This window comes from Streptomyces coffeae (genome assembly GCF_016741875.1).
Taxonomy (GTDB): domain Bacteria; phylum Actinomycetota; class Actinomycetes; order Streptomycetales; family Streptomycetaceae; genus Streptomyces; species Streptomyces coffeae.
The window spans coordinates 13,234-34,197 of record NZ_JAERRF010000029.1 but is presented as its reverse complement, the minus strand read 5'-3'; the positions used below and the strand labels follow the sequence as shown (position 1 = coordinate 34,197).

Annotated in this window: 6 protein-coding genes and 5 pseudogenes; 3 read left to right on the top strand and 8 right to left on the bottom strand. The window is 71.4% G+C overall.

Annotation, left to right across the window (positions count from 1 at the left end):
* Positions 1 to 37: 37 nt before the first annotated feature.
* The 3 genes and pseudogenes from JK363_RS43070 to JK363_RS44370 all read right to left on the bottom strand — a co-directional run.
* Positions 38 to 358, bottom strand: coding sequence for an HNH endonuclease family protein (locus tag JK363_RS43070; RefSeq protein ID WP_236076301.1), 321 nt, complete (start codon positions 356 to 358; stop codon positions 38 to 40).
* 813 nt (positions 359 to 1,171) lie between these two features.
* Positions 1,172 to 1,390, bottom strand: coding sequence for a hypothetical protein (locus JK363_RS44375; RefSeq protein ID WP_307821974.1), 219 nt, complete (start codon positions 1,388 to 1,390; stop codon positions 1,172 to 1,174).
* 95 nt (positions 1,391 to 1,485) lie between these two features.
* Positions 1,486 to 1,686: pseudogene (locus tag JK363_RS44370) on the bottom strand (DUF5131 family protein); the annotation flags it as partial.
* A gap of 956 nt (positions 1,687 to 2,642) precedes the next feature.
* On the opposite strand from JK363_RS44370, the gene JK363_RS33450 reads away from it, so the two are divergent.
* Complete coding sequence (locus tag JK363_RS33450) at positions 2,643 to 3,407, top strand: hypothetical protein (RefSeq protein WP_236076300.1); 765 nt, start codon at positions 2,643 to 2,645, stop codon at positions 3,405 to 3,407.
* 250 nt (positions 3,408 to 3,657) lie between these two features.
* On the opposite strand, the pseudogene tnpA reads toward JK363_RS33450, so the two are convergent.
* Positions 3,658 to 3,885: pseudogene (tnpA, locus tag JK363_RS33445) on the bottom strand (IS200/IS605 family transposase); the annotation flags it as partial.
* An 11-nt stretch (positions 3,886 to 3,896) separates the two neighbouring features.
* On the opposite strand from tnpA, the pseudogene JK363_RS33440 reads away from it, so the two are divergent.
* Positions 3,897 to 5,142: pseudogene (locus JK363_RS33440) on the top strand (RNA-guided endonuclease InsQ/TnpB family protein).
* Between the two features lie 237 nt (positions 5,143 to 5,379).
* Here the strand turns inward: JK363_RS33440 and JK363_RS43065 are convergent.
* Both JK363_RS43065 and JK363_RS45185 read right to left on the bottom strand, forming a co-directional pair.
* The gene (locus tag JK363_RS43065; RefSeq protein WP_236076299.1) at positions 5,380 to 5,940 is read right to left on the bottom strand and encodes a hypothetical protein; all 561 of its coding nucleotides are present in this window, start codon (positions 5,938 to 5,940) and stop codon (positions 5,380 to 5,382) included.
* A 40-nt stretch (positions 5,941 to 5,980) separates the two neighbouring features.
* Positions 5,981 to 6,358: an ATP-binding cassette domain-containing protein gene (locus JK363_RS45185; protein WP_504752458.1), complete on the bottom strand. Its 378-nt coding sequence runs from the start codon at positions 6,356 to 6,358 to the stop codon at positions 5,981 to 5,983.
* Positions 6,359 to 6,472: 114 nt separating this feature from the next.
* Between JK363_RS45185 and JK363_RS43055 the strand changes: the two are divergent.
* Positions 6,473 to 6,607: pseudogene (locus tag JK363_RS43055) on the top strand (IS5/IS1182 family transposase); the annotation flags it as partial.
* A gap of 248 nt (positions 6,608 to 6,855) precedes the next feature.
* Here the strand turns inward: JK363_RS43055 and JK363_RS33420 are convergent.
* Together JK363_RS33420 and JK363_RS33415 are read right to left on the bottom strand one after the other, a co-directional pair.
* Positions 6,856 to 14,415 (bottom strand): type I polyketide synthase, encoded by a 7,560-nt coding sequence (locus JK363_RS33420; RefSeq protein WP_201881089.1) that lies wholly within the window; start codon positions 14,413 to 14,415, stop codon positions 6,856 to 6,858.
* Positions 14,412 to 20,882 (bottom strand): annotated as a pseudogene (locus JK363_RS33415) (type I polyketide synthase); the annotation flags it as partial. The gene JK363_RS33420 and the pseudogene JK363_RS33415, both read right to left, overlap by 4 nt.
* Positions 20,883 to 20,964: the final 82 nt, after the last annotated feature.

The following is a 20,964-nucleotide window of genomic DNA, read 5'->3' as shown; positions in this document are numbered from 1 at the left end:
GCGTCGGCCTGTCGGCGCACCGGACGACGGGCGTGCATCAGCGGCAGCTGTTGAGCATGTCAACCAGCGCAGCGCGTTCTTCCTCGTCCGTGGTGAGTGAGTAGGTGTACTTCACCGAGATCCAGGCTCGCGCGTACGTGCAGTGGTAGTCGAGCCGGTCAGGCCGCCAATCGGAAGGGTCTTTGTCACTCTTTGCCCGGTTGGAGTGAGTCGAGACAGCGATGAGCTGGGAGTGGTCGAGATCGTTGGCGAACGCTCGGCGGTCCGCAGTCGTCCACTGCGAGGCCCCGGACCGCCACGCTTCTTTCAACGGGACCACATGGTCGATGTCGATCTTCGACGCCGCGTCCGTCTGCATGCCGTCGCACTCCGAGTTAGTACCAATTGTCGGCCACAGCGCGGCACTGCCCATCGCTGGCGACGGCCTCTCCGTCCCGGGCGAGCACAACTTCCCGGGCGTCGCACGTGCCGTGCTGGGTGATCCAGTGGGGGAACTTGCCCCTGCTGTACCCGGGAGCGCCGTCCTCGGGCGCGACGGTCAGCTCGTCCGGCTCCGCTTCGGCCTACACCGTCGCTGCGGCAAGGCGGCGCTGAATCTATACGAGCCTGGTTCCTGCGGGGGCTGGTTGGGCAATGCCTCTCGGAAAACCGACCAAGTTTCATGCCGAACCAGGAGTCTCTGCTTTGACCTCCGCCTCGGATCTGCTAGCCCCTCGGCGGCCGAGGAAGAAGGTAATGACCGCAACCACGATGGGGGTCAGAGCTGTGCCCACAGCAGCGATATAGGAAGAAAGGTCGGGGCGTCCTCCTCCGGACCCCGGGACGTTGACCACAACCGTCACCGGCAGGGCGGGGGAGCGAGTCGGTGATGCCGTTGGCGTCGCCGGTGCACTCAGCGATGGCGCAGCTGTCTCGGTGACAGTCGGTGACGGCTTCGATGTCGGTGGTGATTCCTCGATCGCGTTGAAGCTGAACACAGCTGCAGCAATAGCGCCGAGGACTGCGGTGAGGACAGCGGCGATGCTCTCCACTCCTACCCGGGTTCGAGTACGTCCATTTCGTCCCATGTGGTCAGGATTTCAGTGAGTGCTCGTCCGACAAGCGAAGCTCACGTTCATGTCCCACGTGGCAGGGTCTGCTGTTGGCGGTCAGCGTCGTGGCCCCGCACCGTCTATGGGGTCGGCGACGGAAGCGCGGCCGACAGGAGCCGGAACAGCGCGGCAGGCCACGCCACCAGCAGTAGCGCCACCAGGCCAGAGCCTTGGGCGCGCCGGGGCGGAAACTCGTCCCACATCCGTCCGTCCAGCAGTCGGCCCGCAGCCGTCTTGCCGACCCGGACCATCGCGGCTGACTCGACAAGGCCGACGGCACCCGGTCCGTCGAAGGCCACAGGGCGATGGCGATGAGGGGCGTCGCCGACTTCGGCCGGCCACCACGCTCGAAGAAAAACGCTACGCCAGCTTCCTGGCATTGGTCACGGAGGGACGTGGCCCAACCCGGGTGGATTGGTGGAGCCTTCGGACCGGACTCGCCACCGACGATCACCCAGTCAAGGCTGTCAGCCAGCCACAGCCGGATGTGCAGCGCGCCCAGCAGCGGCTCGCAACTGGCCAAGCGCACCACGACTGGGGTCTCGACCAGAAGTGGCAGCCGGATCCGCGCCCACCGCTGACTCTCGACCGACACTCCTAGCCAAGCGTTCGGCAGCACGGCCTGGCATCCTCGGTGCCTGCGCTACGTGGTCGTGACCGCACCAACCATGTTCGGCTGCCGCCTCGATCCAAACGACCTGCTGGTCACGGTCGCCCCTGATGGGGATCCGCGATTTTGGCTCTGTCCGCAGTTTCGTGAACGACCTTGATGCACCATTGGCGAGCGTCGCATTATAGAGCACTCGTGCGCCAGCTTCCGTAATTTGCCCCAAAATATGGGCCGTGCCCGCATCCGGTGGAATCCTGTGCCTATACACCGTGCAAGGTTGTCCGTTGTGAGGGGGGAACGGATGCGAGTGTGCTCGGGCGCCGTGATCGGGGGCCGGACTGCTGCAGCGGTTGTCATGACGGTGGTCCTGGGCTACGGAGCCGCAGGGTGTGGTACTTCGGGCGGGCCGCCTGGCGGAAATCAGCCTGGCAGTATATCGGCCCCGGAAGCGACAGCCGCCGGTCAGAGCGGCAGCGGATCCGTTGGCGGTCAAGACGCCAGTGGTGCGGCAAATGGGGACCCGGGCATTCCCTCTGTGGATCCGCCGCCATCGGATACCGGGCCAACCGATGGGCCTGGCGCCGGTGTCACCGGCAGCCCGCCGGCGCATCCAACACCATCCTCTTGCAGCCCGACGCCGGCCCCAGGTGACACCTGTTCGACACCTCCGACTGCGTCGGAAAGCAGCATGTTCCCCGAGGCAAGCTGACGGGATGGGCGCATCCGCAGCCCGAGGCCCGGCACATCCCCCCGCCTCGCCGAGGCCGCCTACCGGATCGCGCCGCCGCGCAGTCCGCCGTGGGCCTGCCTCTCATCACCTCCGCCGTCTCCGTGACAGGCAGGGGCCACCGCGACCCCCTCCCGCCCCGCAGACTGAGAGCGGCGGCCACCTGGACCTCGTCAACTCAGCTGTCGGAGCGACATCGTTCGTCGGCGGCCTGATGCTCTACGCGGGCTACATATACACCAACGCCTACTTCGGCTACTTCCACTTGGACAGCCTCGCCATGGGCTTCAGCACCTTCGAACTGGTGATGCGCAGCCTGCGGCTCGCCGCCCTGCCCGCTCTGGAAGTCATGGCTCTGGCGCTTGTAGTACCGGCCATTCCCCGACTGCTGATCGCCATGCAACTCCCCGAGCGCCACATCCGCCGCATGCGCGTGCTCGGGCGCGCGGTGGCGCGAGCCTATCTCGGGTTCGTCGCCACGGGGGTCGGCCTGATGATGCTGTGGCGCTGGATCCAGCCCTTCGCCTGGTCAGCGCCCCTGCTCGTGGCGGCCGGACTGCTCCTCAGCCAGACCAGCGCCGCCGCTCCTGCGGGCGGGCCACGCAAACCGGCGTGGGAGCGCGCCCTGTCCCTTCTGGCCGCGGGCCTCTTCCTGATCTGGGTGGTAGCCCTGGTAGCAGGGCAGCTCGGCCGTCAGGACGCGCACCGTGACGCGGATCAATTGGTACGCCGTGTGGCCGTGGTCGTACTGAGCACCGAGCGGCTGAGCATCGCTCCGCCGGGACCCCGCGTGGAGGATCTGGGACGCGATGCCCACTACCGGTACCGCTACAGCGGCCTACGCTTGCTGATTGAACGTGATCACCGGTACTACCTGCTACGGCTGGGATGGAAGAAGGCCACGGATCCTACGTACGTCATCGAGGACGACGACACCATGCGCATCGAGCTCAGGCCCGGCACCCAGCCGCGCACTTGATCAGCTTTGAGAAAACCTGCGGCCACAGGGCGGCGAAGCCGCCACCTGGGTCGCGCCTGAGTGAAGGTGAAGGCGTACTGATAGGCCGATGGAGGCTCCGTGTTGGCTTCGTCCAGCAGAGCACTTCTTCGAGTGAAGGGCGCCTGCGGTGGCGCTGCGCGCTGCGCTTGGTCTTTACCGGGACTCTTGCAGAAAGCCCCGGCGTTCACGCCGGGGATGAATGCATCTCAAGGCTGCTCTGACCTGCACTCTAGAGTGGGCGTTTTTGCTGCTCGATGTACTGACGGACGATCGCCAATGGTGCTCCGCCGCACGATGCGGAGAAGTACGAGGGCGACCACAGGTGTCCGTGCATGATGGCGCGGTTGATGCGGCCGGTGAACTCCTGGCGTATCCGGCGGGCGGAGACGCCCTTGAGGCTGTTGACCAGCTTGGAGACGGCAACCTTCGGCGGGCAATGCACCAGGAGGTGGACGTAGGGTCTTGGTTATGCAGCTCCGCTACAACTACCGGGCCTACCCGGATGCCACCCAGCGCCGTGCGCTGGCGAGTGCGTTCGGGTGCGCCCGCGTGGTATGGAACGACTGCCTGCGCGACCGCAAGGAAGCACACGCAGCGGGGCTGCCGTATGTGAAGTCGGCGGAGTTGTCCCGGCTTCGCATCACCCAGGCCAAACGCACCGAGGAACGGGCCTGGCTCGCCGACGTGTCGGCGGTCGTCCTGCAACAGTCCCTTCGGGACCTCGACACCGCCTACAAGAACTTCTTCGACAGCCTCAAGGGCAAACGGCAGGGCCGGATGGTTGGGCCGCCCCGGTACAAGTCGAAGAAAGACACCCGGCAGTCGATCCGCCTCAACACCAACGCCTTCTCCCTCCAAGCGGGCGGCGCGGTGTACGTGGCCAAGGTCGGCAATCTCAAGGTCAAGTGGTCCCGCCGGCTTCCGGCCGCGCCCACGTCCCTGACCATCACCAAAGACAGCTGCGGCCGGTACTTCCTCAGCTTCGTCGTGGACACCGGCCGGACATCCTCCCGCAGGCGGAGACCGACACCGGTCTCGACCTCGGCCTGTCCGCCTTCGCCGTCCTGTCCGACGGCAGCAAGATCGACAGCCCCCGCTTCCTGCGCCGGGCCGAGAAAAAACTCAAGCGCCTTCAGCGGGAGCTGTCCCGCAAGGCCAGGGGATCGAAGAACCGGGCCAAGGCCCGCATCAAGGTCGCACGCCAGCACGCCAAGGTGGCGGACCGGCGCCGGGACTGGCACCACAAGGCATCCACACAGATCATTCGCGACAACCAAGCGGTGTACGTGGAAGACCTCGCGGTCTCCGGCCTCGGCCGCACCCGCCTCGCCAAGTCCGTACACGACGCGGGATGGTCCGCCTTCGTCGGCATGCTCCAGTACAAGGCGGTCAAGCACGGCCGCACCTTCGCCAAGGTGAACCGGGCCTTCCCGTCCTCTCAAGTCTGCTCGGCCTGCGGATTCCGGGACGGCCCCAAGCCCCTGCACATCCGAAAGTGGACGTGCCACGAGTGCGGCACCATGCACGACCGCGACCACAACGCAAGCCGCAACGTCCTCCTCGAAGGACGCCGCATCGTCGCCACCGGACGGGCGGAGACGCTCAACGCCTCGTGGAGCGCCGGTAAGCCAGGACGAAAGTCCCGGCACAGCGCGTTGAAGCAGGAAGCCCCCGGAAGGGTCAGACAACCCAGGCCGGAATCCCTGGACTTTAGGCCAGGGAGCACGTCAATCTTCGGCTGTCACGCGGAGCGACCGTGTCGGTTTGGCCTCTTGTCCGCGGCTCTCGAACGGGGTTCGCACTTGAGGCGGGCCTGCGTAGTTCACCGCTCTTGCGGGCGGCCTTCGCGCGATCGTGTGTGCCGTATCGAATCAGGCACCTGATCAGCACGAAGGCCGGGGGAATGCGTCTGCTCCTACCGTCGGGCGGCTCCGCGTATGGCGCGTCGGGTTCAGTCGGTGATGTACCAATCGTTCTTGAGGTACTCCAGGGTGTAGCTGCCGAGGTCGTTCTCGGAGAAGGTGGCGGAGGCCCTGACCGCTTCGACCGGCATCTCGATCTTGTCGGGCGTGCGCACGGCGATGCGCTGCGGGTCGACCGTCGCGGTTTGCAGGGCCTTCTTCTGCGCGGGCGAGATCATCTGGAACACGGCGGCGTACGTCGAGGTGCACGGGCCGAGCCCCTGGTCCTCTGCCTTCTTCGCGGCGGGCCCGGCCACTTCGCAGACCGTGTCGATGTCCTCACGGCCCAGGGCGTGGAGGTACTGCTCGTACCGCTGGATCGCGCCCTCCTTCGTCCTGGGCGCGGGGTGGTCGCCGGTCGGGGTGGCCGACGGTTTCTCGGTCCGCGTGGACGCGGACGGCGTGGCCGACGGCTCTTTTGCCCGCGTGGACGCGGACGGCTGCGAAGGCTTCGCGTCCGTGTCCTCCTTCGTCTTCTCCGGACCGCACGCGCACGCCACCAGCGCCACACAAGCCGATACCGCCACGCTCACCATCGTCCGCGCTCTCATCTGGTCCCCTCCGGTCGCCTCACCACGAGCCGACAACACATCAAGAGGTCACGCAAGATCTGGGAGAACGGTTCCCGAGCCGGTCCAGGCCTCCTCCTCGTCCCGCGGCGAATGCCTGGGCGACGGTGAACCCGGGTGGCCACGGCGTTTCCTCCTGGCGCAGATGTCCCACCCGTCCGAGGACGTTCACCGAGCCACCGTCGGGTGGGAGTTCTCCCGCCAGGACGCGCGTCAGGGTGGTCTTGCCGGCTCCGTTGGGGCCGGTCACCAGCAGCCGCTCGCCGGGCCGAATGGACAGGGACGGGATGTGGAGCCGCTCGCCGACGTAGAGGTCGGTGAGCTGGGCCGCCTCGGTGAGGACGCCAACCGGCAGGCTCTGGCTCGCTTCATCACCACCAGCCCGTGGGATCCGGCACACGTACGGGCCCGTCTGGCCTGGCGAATGCAGCCGGTCATCAAGCCCACCGCGCTGCTCATCGATGACACCGGGTTCTCAAGGACGGCGATGCCTCGGCATGCGTGTCCCGGCATGTGGTCAGCCGACGGTACGTGGGAACGTCTGCTCCAGCAGGTCCAGGCTGCGGCCGACGCGGCCGGTGAGGTCGACTGGGACATCTCCGTGGACTCCACCATCGTCCGCGCGCACCAGCATGCGGTCGGCGCCCGCACCGATCCGCCCCCGGCGCCCGCCTCAAAAGGGGCCGACGAGCTGGAACACCAGGACGAGACGCCGTGGCAGTGCCTCGTCGGTCGCCTGGTGGAGGTGGTGCTCGAGGTGAGCAATGCAGCAGGCTCGGCCTGCTCCGCGAGCGTCACCCTGGGACACCCGGAGTTGTCACGGGCCCCTGCCGAAGGTTCCGTGCCGCGGGTCCGTGGCGCCTTACCGGGCGCGCCGGACCCGCGGCACGGGACGCCTCACACCGTGATGTCCGTCATGCCCCAGAACACCAGGATCTCGCGGATCTTGCCGTCGCCGCCGATACGGATGACGTCGACGCACGGTATCTCCATGCGGGCGCCGTCACCCGTGCCGAGCTGGTTGAGGCGGCCCACCAGCGGCACCGCGATGCGGGAACCGTCCTGGGCAGCCACTATGGTGCCGACCTCGATCTCGGACTTGGCCTTGATGACCGAGGCTATGTACTCCTTGACCTCCTCGATGCCGACCCGCGGCGCGCTGCCGACCGGGTCCTCCATCCGGATGTCCGGCGCGAACATCTCGACCGCGCCCTCCAGGTCGCCCGCGTTGAGCCGGCGGAAGTACTCCTCGACGACTGCCTTGCGGTCGGCCTCGTCGAGCAGTTCCTCCCCTTCGAGAGCAGCCCAGTTGCCGGCGTTCCGGCCTTCCAGGGTCTCGCCGAGCAGGGCCACCGGGTTGGCGTTGAGCCAGTAGGTATCCCGCCGGAACGCGTACGTGGGCAGGTCCACGACCCGGCCCTCGGCGCCGGCACCGACCAGCGCCTCGCGCCAGGCGACCGGTACGCCGGTCACGTGCAACCCGGCCAGCAGGCACAGGAGTTGCTCGGCCGCTGCCCGGCCGTCCTGCTGCACCGCGACGTCCAGCCGGACGAGAGCGGTGGCACCGGCCGGCGTGGGCAACTGCCCGGACAGCGGCTGCGTCGCCTGCCAGTGCGCCGGGTCGAGCAGGGTGTCGGCGGTGAGGGTCTCCCCGGTGCTCGCGCGCACCAGCGGCGCCGAACCGGGTTGCGGCGCCACGCCCTTGAGCGTACGGCGGAACAGGTCCTCGGCCTCGGCCCGCAGCGCGTCCCGCGCAAGGAGCCGGGCCGCCGCGACGACCAGGCTCGCCGCGTCCGGCAGCGGCAGGGCCCCGGCCACGTACGCGGCCGCGACCTCGCCGAGACCGTGCCCGGCGACCACATCGGGCGTCACACCCATGCCCTGCACCAGTTGGGCGAGGGCCACCTCATGCGCGAAGGCCACCGCGGCCGCGAGGGTCGCGTCCGCGGGGCGCTCCGCCGCGAGTGCCGCCGGGTGCGCCGGGGTGTGGAGTTGGGCGTCAAGGTGGGCGCACACCTCGTCGAGGGTGTCCGCGAAGAGCGGGAACCGCTCGTACAGCTCGCGTACGCCCGGCTGGATGCCGCCCGCGCACACGAACACGGTACCGGCCCCGGCCGCGGCCTCGGCCTGCACGCCCTGGTCGAGCGGCTCACCGTTCTCCAGCGCGGCCAGCCCGGCGAGCAGTTCGTCCCGGCCGGAGGCGAAAAGCGCCGCCCGGTGGGTGAATGCGGTACGTGTGGTGGCCAGTGACCAGGCGACGTCGCGGAGTTCGGTCGCGGGTCGGCCGGCCACCGATTCCCGCAGCCGCCGGGCTTGCTCCCGCAGACCCTCGGCGCTTCGGGAGGACACCAGGAACGGCAGGACGGCGGGGCCGCCGCTCTCCTGTGCGGCGGGGCTCTTTGCGGGTGGCTCGTGTTCGAGGATGAGGTGGACCTTGGTGCCGCTGGCTCCGAACGAGGACACTCCGGCGCGGCGCGGCCGCCCCGTCTCGGGCCATGGCGTGTCCTCGGCGAGCAGCGCGACGCCGCCCCCGGACCAGTCGACCTGCATGGTGGGCGTGTCGGTGGATAGCGTCCTCGGCAGCACCCCGTGCCGCATCGAGAGGACCGTTTTGATCACCCCGACCAGGCCGGAAGCCGCCTGCGGGTGGCCGATGTTGGACTTCACCGTGCCGAGCCACAGCGGCCGGTCGGCGGGCCGGTTCCTGCCGTACGTGGCGAGCAGGGCCTGCGCCTCGATCGGGTCGCCGAGCGGGGTGCCGGTGCCGTGCCCCTCGACGGCGTCGACCTCGTCGGCGGTGAGCCCGGCGCCGGTCAGCGCCTGGCGGATCACCTTCTGCTGGGACGAGCCCTTGGGTGACATGCCGTTGCTCTCACCGTTGTGGTTCACGGCCGAACCGCGGATCACGGCCAGCACCTCGTGCCCCTTGCGGCGCGCGTCGGACAGCCGCTCCACCATCAGCACCGCGGCGCCCTCGCCCCAGCCGGTGCCGTCGGCGTCCTCGGAGAACGGCTTGCACCGGCCGTCGGGGGCCATCCCGCCGAGGTCCGGTACGGCCAGTGGGCTGGACAGCACGGTCGCGCCGCCGACCAGCGCAGCCGAGCACTCGCCGCGGGCGAGCGCCTGGCAGGCCAGGTGCAGGGCGACACCGGACGAGGAGCAGCCGGTGTCGACGGTGAACGTCGGCCCTTCCAGACCCATCAGGTACGCGACGCGGCCCGAGGCGAACGTCGGCACCATGCCGATGCCCAGGTACGGCTTGACGTCCTCGGCGATGCGGTTCGAACCGGCCCAGTACGGCTGGAAGAACGTACCGACGTAGACGCCGGTGTCGGTGCCGCGCAGGGTCTGCGGATCCACTCCGGCACGTTCCGCGGCCTCCCAGGAGAGCTGGAGCAGCAGCCGGTGCTGCGGGTCCATGGCCAGCGCCTCGGCGTCGGAGATACCGAAGAACTGCGGGTCGAACTCGGTCGCACCGGTCAGGAACCCGCCCCGGGTCAGCCAGCGACCGCCTGGCATGTCGACGCCCATCTCGGTGAGCTTCTCGACGGCGTCCCAGCCGCGGTCCTCCGGCAGCGGGCCGACGACGTCGTGACCGTCGGCAACGACCCGCCACAGGTCCTCCGGCGACTCGACGCCGCCCGGCAGCCGGCAGCTCATGCCGACGATGGCGATCGGGTCGGCGTCGACGAGGGCGAGCGGTGCCACCGTGTCCTGGCCGACCTCACTGTCCTCGGCGCCGACCAGGTCGATGCGCAGCCGGCGGGCCAGCGCGGTGGGGGTCGGATGGTCGAAGACGAGGGAGGCGGGCAGCTTGAGCCCGGTCGCATCGCTGAGCCGGTTGCGCAGTTCCACCGAGGTGACGGAGTTGTAGCCGAGCTCCTGGAACGTCCGTTCGCGGTCGACGGCCTCCGCGGAGTCGTACCCGACGACGGCCGCCGTCTGGGCGCGGACCAGGTCGAGCAGAACCCGCTGCTGTTCCACCGCCGACATGCCGGCCAGGCGCCCGGCCAGCTCGGAGACCGGGCCGCCCTCGGTGCCCCGGTCGCCGGTTGTCCCGGCGGCGGACGGGCGGCGCAGCTCGGGCAGTTTGCTCAGCAGCGTGCTCGGCCGGTTCGCGGTGAAGACGGCGGCGAACCGCTCCCAGTCCATGTCGGTGACCGACAGGAAGGTCATGTCCCGCTCCAGTGCCTGCTGCAACGCCGCGACAGCGAGCACCGGCTCCATCGGCAGCAGACCGGTCCGGCGCAGGGCGTCTTCCACGCCCTTGTCCGAGGCCAGGCCATCCCCGGCCCACATGCCCCATGCCACCGACAGTGCCCTTCGGCCGCGGGCGCGCCGCCGCTCGGCCAGCGCGTCCAGGTGGGCGTTGGCCGCCGCGTAAGGGCCCTGGCCGGCGCCGCCCCAGACGCCGGCGTTGGAGGAGAACAGGACGAACGCGTCCAGTTCCTCGTCGGCCAGCAGCTCATCCAGCGCCTCGGCGCCGCCCGCCTTCGCGGCGAGCGTCTCGGCCAGATCGTCGGCCGAGGCGTCGGCGAGTGTGACGAACGGGCCTGGCACGCCGGCTGTGTGGACCACCGCGGTCAGTGGTGAACCGTCGGCCCGGAGCCCGTCCAGGAGCGCGGCGAGCGCCTCCCGGTCGGCCACGTCGCAGGCGGCGACGGTCACGCGGACGCCCGACTGCTCCAGTTCGTCGCGCAGTTCGGCCGCGCCCGGGGCGTGGGGACCGCGGCGGCTGGTCAGCACGAGGTGCTCCGCGCCTTGCCCGGCCAGCCACCGCGCCACATGCCCGCCGAGACCGCCGGTACCACCGGTGACGAGCACGGTCCCCCGCACCTGCCACTGGCCGGCCGGCGTCTCCACCAGCGGTGCATGTACCAGCCGCCGCACGAACACACCCGACGGCCGCAGCGCCAACTGATCCTCCTCGCCACCGGCGGCGAGGATGCCGCACAGGCGGCCGGCCGCCCGGGTGTCCGGACCGGCCGGCAGGTCGACCAGACCGCCCCAGCGGGCTGGCTGCTCCAGCGCGGCGACCCGGCCGAAGCCCCAGATCTGGGCCTGCGCCGCGTTCTGCGCGCGGTCGGCACCGCTCACGCCGACCGCGCCGCGGGTCGCGCACCACAGCCTGCCCTTGACGTCGGCGTCGCCGAGCGCCTGGAACAGGGTGAGTACGGCTGCGGCTCCCTGGGTCAGCACCGGGTTGCCGCCGAGCGGCGCGTCGTCCAGGGCGAGCAGGGACAGTACGCCGGCCAAGGGGCCCTCGGAGGCCAGGCGCTGCGCCCAAGCCGCGCGATCGGGGGCCGCGGTGTCCAGGGCCACCGTGCGGACGTCGGCGCCGGCGGCGCCGAGCGCCTGGGCCGCCGCGTCGATCCAGGCGTCCCGCGGCCCGTCCACGGGGTGCACGAGTAGCCACGTACCGCCGGCGAGCGCGTCGGCGGACGGTGCGGAGACACCCAGCGGGTGCCAGGCGACCCGGTACCGCCAGGCGTCGACGGTGTTCTCCTTGCGCCGCTCGCGCCGCCAGGCGGACAGGGCCGGCAGCAGCGCCCCGAGGGAGGCGCGGACATCGGCACCGGCACCGGGCTGCAGGGTGGCGGCGAGCCCGTCGAGGTCCTCGCGCTCGACCGCCTCCCAGAAGGCGGCGGTGGCCTCGTCGTGGGTGTCGTCGCCGGGCCGCACGGGAGGTTCGGTCGTCAGCCACAGCCGCTTGCGCTGGAAGGCGTACGTAGGCAGGTCGACCGGGCGGCCGCCGGCCAGGGGCCCGGCCCAGTCGACGTCGACGCCCTGGGTGTACACCTCGGCGGCCGAGGTCAGGAACCGGTCCCAGCCGCCCTCGTCGCGCCGCAGCGAACCGACGGCCGTGCCGGGCAAGCCGCTGTCCTCGATGGTCTCCAGGAGGCCGTTGACCAGGACGGGGTGTGCACTGGACTCCACGAACACGCTGTAGCCCTGCTCGAGCAGCGACCGCGTGGCCGACTCGAACTCCACCGGCCGGCGCAGGTTGCGGAACCAGTACTCCGCGTCCATGCCCGCCGTGTCCTGCCAGTCCCCCGTCACTGTCGAGAAGAACGGCACCGCGGAGGTCTGCGGGCGGATCGCGGCCAGGACGTCCGTCAACTCGTCCTGAATCCGCTCGACATGGGCGCAGTGCGAGGCGTACGACACCGGAACCCGCCGGGCGTGCACCCCCAACTCTTCGGCAGACTCGACCAGTTCGTCCAGTGCGTCCGTGTCGCCGGACACCACCGTCGATTCGGGGCCGTTGGCCGCCGCGACCGACAGCCGATCCCCGTACGGCGCGAGGATCTCCTCGGTGCGCGCCCGCGACACCGCGATCGAGGCCATCCCGCCCTGCCCCTGCAACGCCACAAGCGCCCGGGCGCGAAGCGCCACCACGCGCGCCGCGTCCTCCAGTGTGAGACCGCCGGCTACGCACGCGGCGGCGATCTCGCCCTGGGAGTGCCCGACGACCGCGGCCGGGACCACGCCGACCGAGCGCCACGCCTCGGCCAGCGACACCATCACCGCCCACAGCACCGGCTGCACCACGTCGACCCGTTCCAGGAGCGGCGCGGTCGCCCCGCCGCCGGTCAGGACCTCGGTCAACGACCAGTCCACGTGCGGGGCCAGCGCCTGCTCGCACTCGGCGATCCGGCGGGCGAACGCGGGTGACGCCGCCAGCAGGCCCTCGGCCATGCCGACCCACTGCGAGCCCTGCCCCGGGAACACCAGTACCGGGCGCACTCCGCCGCGGGCCACGCCGCGCACCACACCGGCGGTGGTCTCCCCGGCGGCCAGCACGGCGAGGCCGGCCTGCAGTGACTGCGCTGTGCCGTCAGCGGCGACCACCACCGCGCGGTGCTCCAGCGCGGACCGGGTCGTCACCAGCGAATGGCCCACGTCGATGGGGTCCGCCTCCGGCCGGTCGGCCACGTACGCGGCAAGGCGCGCTGCCTGCCCGCGCAGCGCCTCGGCACTTCGCCCCGACAGCACCCACGGCACCACTGCGCCTGCGGGCGCCTCGGCGGTGCGCTCGGGCTCGGGCTGCTCGGGAGCCTGCTCCAGGATGGCGTGGGCGTTGGTGCCGCTGATCCCGAAGGACGACACACCGATACGGCGCGGGCGTCCCCGCTCGGGCCAGTCGCACTGCTGCGTGAGCAGTCCGACGGCGCCCGCGGACCAGTCGATGTGCGAGGACCGCTCTTCGGCGTGCAGCGTCTTGGGCAGGATGCCGTGCCGCATCGCCATCACCGCCTTGATCACGCCGGCGACGCCGGCCGCGGCCTGCGGGTGGGCGATGTTCGACTTGACGGAGCCGAGCCACAGCGGCTTGTCCGCATCCCGCCCCTTGCCGTATGTGGCCTGCAAGGCCTGCGCCTCGATCGGGTCGCCCAGCGGGGTGCCGGTGCCGTGCGCCTCGACCGCGTCCACGTCCTGCGGCTTGAGCCGGGCGTTGGCGAGCGCGGCGCGGATGACGCGCTGCTGGGAGGGGCCGTTGGGGGCGGTGAGGCCGTTGCTGGCGCCGTCCTGGTTGATCGCGGAGCCACGCACCACGGCGAGCACCTGTCGGCCGTTGCGGCGTGCGTCGGACAGCCGCTCCAGGAGGACCAGGCCGGCGCCCTCGCCCCAGCCCGTACCGTCGGCGGACGCGGAGAACGCCTTGCAGCGGCCGTCCGGGGACAGACCGCGCTGGCGACTGAACCCGACGAAGGTGCCGGGGTTGGGCAGTACGGCGACGCCGCCGGCAAAGGCGAGGTTGCACTCGCCCTGCCGCAGCGACTGGGCGGCCATGTGCAGCGCGACCAGGGACGACGAGCACGCCGTGTCCACCGTCACGGCCGGCCCCTCGAAGCCGTAGGTGAAGGCGATGCGGCCGCTGAAGACGCTGGAGGCGCTGCCGGTCATGGCGTGGCCCTCGACGCCGCCCGGCACCTCGGGCGCGCCCATGGCGTAGTGCCGGGAGATGTAGTCGGTGCCGACGCCGCCGGTGAAGACGCCGACGGGCGTGCCGCGCAGCGAGTCGGGGGCGATGCGGGCCCGCTCCAGGAGCTCCCAGGAGGTTTCCATCAGGACGCGCTGCTGCGGGTCCATCGCCAGTGCCTCGTGCGGGGAAACGCCGAAGACCTCGGCGTCGAAGTCTCCCGCGTCGTACAGGAAGGCGCCCTCGCGGACGTACGTCTTGCCCTGCGCGTCGGGGTCCGGGTCGTAGAGGGCCTCGAGGTCCCAGCCGCGGTCGTCGGGGAGCGGGCCGACGGCGTCGCGGCCTTCGAGCACCAACTGCCACAGGTCCTCGGGGGTTCTGACCCCGCCCGGGTAGCGGCAGGCCATGCTGACGATGGCGACGGGTTCCCGGGAGGCCTCGGACATGTCCCGGTTCTGCCTGCGCAGGCGCTCGTTCTCCGTGAGCGACGCACGCAGCGCCTCGACCACCTTGTCCGCGGATGCGCTGCTCATTCTGCGTACGTCCCTTCGGTGTCGTTCTGTGGGTCTGTGTCGGTGGCGTCGCCGAGGGCGACGCGGACGAGGTCGTCCACGTCCATCTCGGCGATGGACGTCCCCTCCGGCTCGTCCGTGTGCTCTGTCGTGCCGTCGCCGGGACCGTCCTCGGTGGCGAGGCGGAGCAGGGTGTCCAGGACACCGGACTGGCGGATGCGGTCCAGCGGCACGGAGGTGATGGTCCGCCAGATCTCGGCGTCGGTCAGGGAGCCCGCGGCGGCCTCGGCCCCGGTGGTGCCGTCCGGTGCCACCTCGGCGAGGATGTGCCGTGCCAGGGCCTGGGGGGTCGGGTGGTCGAAGACCAGGGAGGCAGGCAGCCGCAAGCCGGTGGCGCCGTTGAGCCGGTTGCGCAGCTCGACGGCGGTGAGGGAGTCGATGCCCATGTCCTGGAAGGACCGGGTCGGATCGATGCCCGCGGGCGAGGAGTGGCCGAGGACCGCCGCCAGGTCACCGCGGACCAACTCCACCACCAGGCGTTCGTGCTCGGTCGCGGGCACCCTGCTCAGCCGCTGGACCAGGGTCGGGCCCTCGCTCTGCGCAGGACCGGCCGCGGCCCTGCGGGCGGGCGCCCGCACCAGGCGGCTCAGCAGCGGCGGCAGGGTGCCGTCGCCTGCCTGCTTGCGCAGTACCGACCGTTCCAGCCGGACCGGTACGAGCAGCGGCTGATCCTCCAGGATTGCCGCCTCGAGGAGTTCGAGCCCCTGCTCGTTGGTGAGCGGTGCCAGACCGCCGCGGGAGAGACGGGCCCGGTCCTCGCCGCCGAGTTGCCCGGTCATGCCGCTCGCCTCGGCCCACAGGCCCCAGGCCAGCGAGACCGCTGGCAGACCCTCGGCCCGGCAGCGGTGTGCGAAGGCGTCCAGGAAGACGTTGGCGGCCGCGTAGTTGGCCTGCCCGGGGCTGCCGAAGACACCGGACGCGGATGAGAACAGGACGAAGCCCGCCAGGTCGAGGTCGCGGGTCGCCGCCCGCAGATTGACCGCGGCGTCGACCTTGGCGCGGAACACCGTGTCGATGCGCTCCGCGGTGAGCGACGCCAGCACGCCGTCGTCGACCACGCCCGCGGTGTGCACCACGGCGGTCAGCGGGTGCGCCTGGGCCAGACCGGCCACCAGGCGCCGCACCGCCTCGGCGTCGGCGAGGTCGCACGCGGTGACCGTGACGTCGGCGCCCGCGGCAGTGAGTTCCTCGCGCAGTGCGGCGGCGCCCGGTGCGTCGGCGCCACGCCGGCTGACCAGCACCAGGTGGCGCACCCCGCGCGCGGTCACCAGATGGCGGGCGGTCAGCGCGCCAAGGGTGCCGGTGCCGCCGGTGACGAGGACGGTGCCCTCCGGGTCCCAGACCGGAGGCATGGTGAGCACGACCTTGCCGGTGTGCCGGGCCTGGCTGATGTGCCGGAAGGCGTCGGGCCCGTGGCGTACGTCCCAGGTGCTGAGCGGGAGATGGTGCAGTACTCCGTCCCGGAACAGCCCGATGATGGTGCCCAGGATTTCCTGGAACCGGTCGAGCCCGGCGTCGATCAGATCGAAGAACCGGTACCCGACGCCCGGGTGCTGCTCGGCGACGCGATCGGCGTCCCGCAGGTCGGCCTTGCCCATCTCGATGAACCGGCCGCCATGCGGCAGCAACCGCAGCGAGGCGTCGACGAATTCGCCGGTCAGGCTGTTGAGGACGACATCCACACCGCGGCCCCGGGCCGTCTCCCCGAACGCCTGCTCGAAGTCCGTGGTGCGGGAGGAGGCGATGTGGGCATCGTCCAGGCCGGCGGCGCGCAGTGTGCCCCACTTGCCGGGGCTGGCGGTGCCGAACACCTCGGCGCCCAGCTGCCGGGCAAGCTGCACGGCAGCCATGCCGACACCGCCGGCGGCCGAGTGCACCAGCACTGCCTCGCCCGCCTTCAGGCCGGCCAGGTCCATCAGGCCGTAGTACGCGGTGGCGAAGGCCACCGGCACGGAAGCGGCCTGCTCGAAGCTCCACTCGTCGGGGAAGCACACGACGGAGCGGCTGTCCGCCACCACCGTCGGACCGAAGGCCTCCGAGAGGATGCCCGTCACCCGGTCCCCGACTCGCAGACCGGTCACCTCGGCGCCGACTTCGGTGACCACACCGGCGCCCTCGCCACCCATGAACGCCCGGCCCGGGTACATGCCCAACGCGAGCAGTACGTCGCGGAAGTTGACACCCGCCGCACGCACCGAAATGCGTACCTCCTGCGTGCCGAGCGGGTCCTCGGCCCGGGAGGCCGGGAGCAGGGCGAGGTTGTCCAGCGTGCCGGGGGTGGTCACGTCCATCCGCCACGCGGCGCCGGCGGGCGGCACCAGCGCGCCGCGGGCGGCGGAGCGCATCAGGCGCGGAGCCAGCGGTTCGTCGGCGCGGACGGCGAGCTGCATCTCTCCGGTGGCAAGGGCGGTGGGCAGGACCGCGGCGAGGTCGGTGCCGGGCTCCAGGTCGAGCAGCAGGAACCGGCCCGGATTCTCGGACTGGGCGGAGCGCACCAGGCCCCACACGGCGGCCTGGGCCGGGTCGCCCACTTCGGCAGCGGCGGTTCCGACCGCGTCGCGCGTGACGACGACCAGATGGCTGTCGGCGAACCGTTCCCCCTCCAGCCAGGTCTGCAACACCGTCAGCACCGCGCCGGTGTGCGCCCGCGCGGCGGCCGGCAGGTCGTCCCCGACGCCGTCCGCGGCGCACTCGAGGACCGTGAACTCCGGTACGGGCGCGCCCTCCAGGCCGACCAGACCCTGCGGGCCGAGAACGGTCCACCGGTCGGCGGCCACTGGTGTGCTCTGCGCCACCACCGGCACCCAGTCGAGCCGGAGCGGCTTGTCCTTCTCCTCCGCGCTGACCCGCTCCAGTTGCTCCGGGGTCATCTCCGGGATCAGCAGCCGCTCCACCCGGGCCACCGGCGCGCCCGTCGGGTCGGCCAGGTCGAAGGTGACCGCGTCCGGACCCGACGACGTCACCCGCACCCGCACGGCGGCGGCACCCCCCGCGTACACGGAGACACCGCTCCACGCGAACGGCAGCCGCATCGAGCCGCCGCTGTCGAAGAACGACCCGACCCCGGCGGACTGCAGGCAGGCGTCGAGCAGCGCGGGGTGCAGCGTGAACTCGCCGGCCGCGGCAAGCTCCTCATCCGGCAGTGCCACCTCGGCGAAGATCTCCTCGCCCCGCGTCCAGGCGGCCTTGAGGCCCCGGAAGGAGGGGCCGTAGTGGTAGCCGAGGCGCTGGTACGCGGCGTAGAACCCGTCGATGTCCAGGTCGAGTCGGTGCGCGCCCGGCGGCGGCCAGGCCGTCAGGTCGGCCTCGGGCTGTGCCGCGTCGGCGCTCAGCGCGCCGCTCACGTGCCGGACCCACTCCTCGTAGGGCCCTGCCTGCGAGTGCACCGTCAGCGGCCGCCAGCCGGCCTCGTCCTCGGCGCCCACCCGGATCTGCAGGGTCACGCTTCCCTCGCGGGGGATCATCACCGGCATTTCCAAGGTCAGTTCCTCGACCCGGTCGCAGCCGATCTCGTGCCCGGCACGTAGCGCCATCTCGACCAGGGCGGCGCCGGGCAGCAGCACTGTCCCGCCGATCTCGTGCCCGGCCAGCCACGGGTGGGTGCGCAGGCTCAGCCGTGTGGTGAGCACCGCGCCCTGCCCGTCGGCGAGGGGCACGGCGGCGCCGAGCAGCGGGTGCTCGGGGTCCCCGAGGCCGAGGGCCGTCGCATCGGCGGCCGCGCCGTCGTCCCCGTCCAACCAGTAACGGCTGCGCTGGAACGCGTACGTCGGCAGGTCCACCCGCCGGGCGCCCGGCAGGAGGGCCGCCCAGTCGAGCGGGGTGCCGTGCGCGTAGGCACGCAGCACGCCACCGACCAGCGCGTCGACCTCGTCCCGGTCCTTGCGGGCCAGCGCGACGGCGGTGCTCTCGCCGGACACCTCGTCGAGGGTGTCCTGTGCCATCGCGGTCAGGACCCCGGAGGGACCCACCTCCACGAACACATCGGCACCCTCATCCGCCAGCGCCCGCACGCCGTCGGCGAACCGGACGGCCTCGCGGACGTGCCGCACCCAGTACTCGGGGGTGCTCAACTCCCCGCCGTCCCCCAGCAGTCCGGTCGTATCGCACACCACCGGGATGCGCGGCGGGGCGTACGTGATCGAGGCCACGACCTCGCGAAACTCCGCCAGCATCGGCTCCATCAACGGCGAATGGAACGCATGGCTGACCACGAGCGGCTTCGAGCGCCGGCCCTCGAGGCAGGTCAGCACCTCCTCCACCGCCTGCCCGGCACCGGACAGCACCACCGAGCGCGGACCGTTCACCGCAGCGACCGAAACCCGGTCCTCATAACCCTCCAACGCACTCCGCGCCTCGGCCTCCGCAGCCTCGACCGCCACCATCACCCCACCGGCCGGCAACGCCTGCATCAACCGACCCCGCGCAGACACCAGCCGCGCCGCATCCGCCAGCGAGAACACCCCCGCAACATGCGCCGCCGCAATCTCACCAACCGAATGCCCCAGCAGAAAGTCGGCCCTGACACCCCAGCTCTCCAACAACCGGAACAACGCCACCTCAAACGCAAACAACGCACCCTGCGCATACCGCGTCTGCCCCAGCAACTCCCCGTCACCAAACACCGCCGGATCAAGCTCCAGCGCCGCACACACCTCCCCCAACCCCTGCGCAAACACCGGGAACGCAGCCGCCAGACCACGCCCCATCCCCACACGCTGCGCCCCCTGCCCCGAGAACAGGAACACCGTCCGGGCGCTGCCGCGGGCCACCCCGCGCTGGACCTCGGCCGCCGTGGCTCCGTCCGGCTCACCTGCCAGGGCCCGCAGACCCGCGAGAAGTTCGTCCCGGTTCCGCACGGTAAGGACGGCCCGGTGCGGCAGTGCGGAGCGCGTGGTGCCGAGCGAGAACCCGGCGTCGAGCAAGTCGAGTTCGGGGTGGGCGTCCAGGTGGTCGGCAAGGCGGGCCGCCTGTGCTGCCACGCCGTCGGCGCTGCGTGACGACAGCGTCCACGGGATCAGTTCCCCGGCCACGGGCACGGGGGTGGTGGCCTCCTCGGCCTGCTCCGGAGCCGGTGCCTGCTCCACGATGACGTGGGCGTTGGTGCCGCTCACGCCGAAAGCGGAGATGCCGGCCCGCCGGGGACGGTCGGTCTCCGGCCAGGCGCGGGCCTCGGCCAGGAGCTGGACGGAACCCACGGACCAGTCGACGTTGGTCGACGACCGGTCCACGTGCAGCGTCCGGGGCAGCAGGTTGTGCTGGAGCGCAAGCACGACCTTGATGACACCGGCGACGCCCGCCGTGGACTGGGTGTGCGCGATGTTCGACTTCACCGAGCCGAGCCACAGCGGCCGGTCGGCGGGGCGGTCCTTCCCATACGTGTTGATCAGCGCCTGCGCCTCGATCGGGTCGCCGAGCGAGGTACCGGTGCCGTGCGCCTCCACCGCGTCCACGTCCTGCGCGGACAGCCGCGCGTTGGCCAGCGCGGCGCGGATCACCCGCTGCTGGGCCGGACCGTTGGGCACGGTGAGGCCACTGCTGGCGCCGTCCTGGTTCACCGCCGAGCCACGGATCACCGCGAGCACGTGGCGTCCGTTACGGCGTGCGTCGGACAGCTTCTCCAGGACGAGGACGCCGGCGCCCTCGCCCCAGCCGGTGCCATCGGCGCTGTCGGAGAACGGCTTGCAGCGGCCGTCGGGGGCGAGCCCGCGCTGCCGGCTGAAGCCGATGAACGGGTACGGGCTGACCAGCACCGACACGCCGCCGGCCAGGGCCAGCGAGCACTCGCCGTTGCGCAGCGCCTGGGCCGCCAGGTGCAGGGCGACCAGCGACGAGGAGCACGCCGTGTCCACCGTCACCGCCGGGCCCTCCAGGCCGAGGGTGTAGGCGATGCGCCCGGACAGCACGCTCGAGGACCCGCCGGTGATGGCGTACCCCTCGGCGGTGTCCGGGACCTGGCGGCCGGAGATGTAGCCGGAGGCGGCGGCGCCCGCGAAGACGCCGACATCCCTGCCGTGCAACGAAGCCGGGTCGATGCCGGCTCGCTCGATCGCCTCCCAGGACGTCTCGAGCAGCATCCGCTGCTGCGGGTCCATGGTCAGCGCCTCGCGGGGCGATATCCCGAACAGGTCGGCGTCGAAGTCGGCAGCGTCGCGGACGAACGCCCCCTCCTTCGCGTACGACTTGCCGGTGGCGTCCGGATCCGGGTCGTACATGTCCGGGTCCCAGCCACGGTCGTCGGGGAACTCCCCGACGGCGTCCTGCCCTTCGGACAGCAGCCGCCAGAAGTCCTCCGGAGAGGCGACACCACCGGGCAGCCGGCAGCCGATGCCGACGACGGCGACGGGCTCCCGGGACCGGGACTCGGCCGCCTTCAGGCGCTGCTTGGTGTCCGACAGGTCCGCGGTGACGCGCTTGAGGTACTCACGAAGCCGTTCCTCGACACCGGCCATATCACTTTCTCCAACCCGTTAGTGGTGCGTGTTCCAGGGCGTGTTCCGGGGCGTGTTCCAG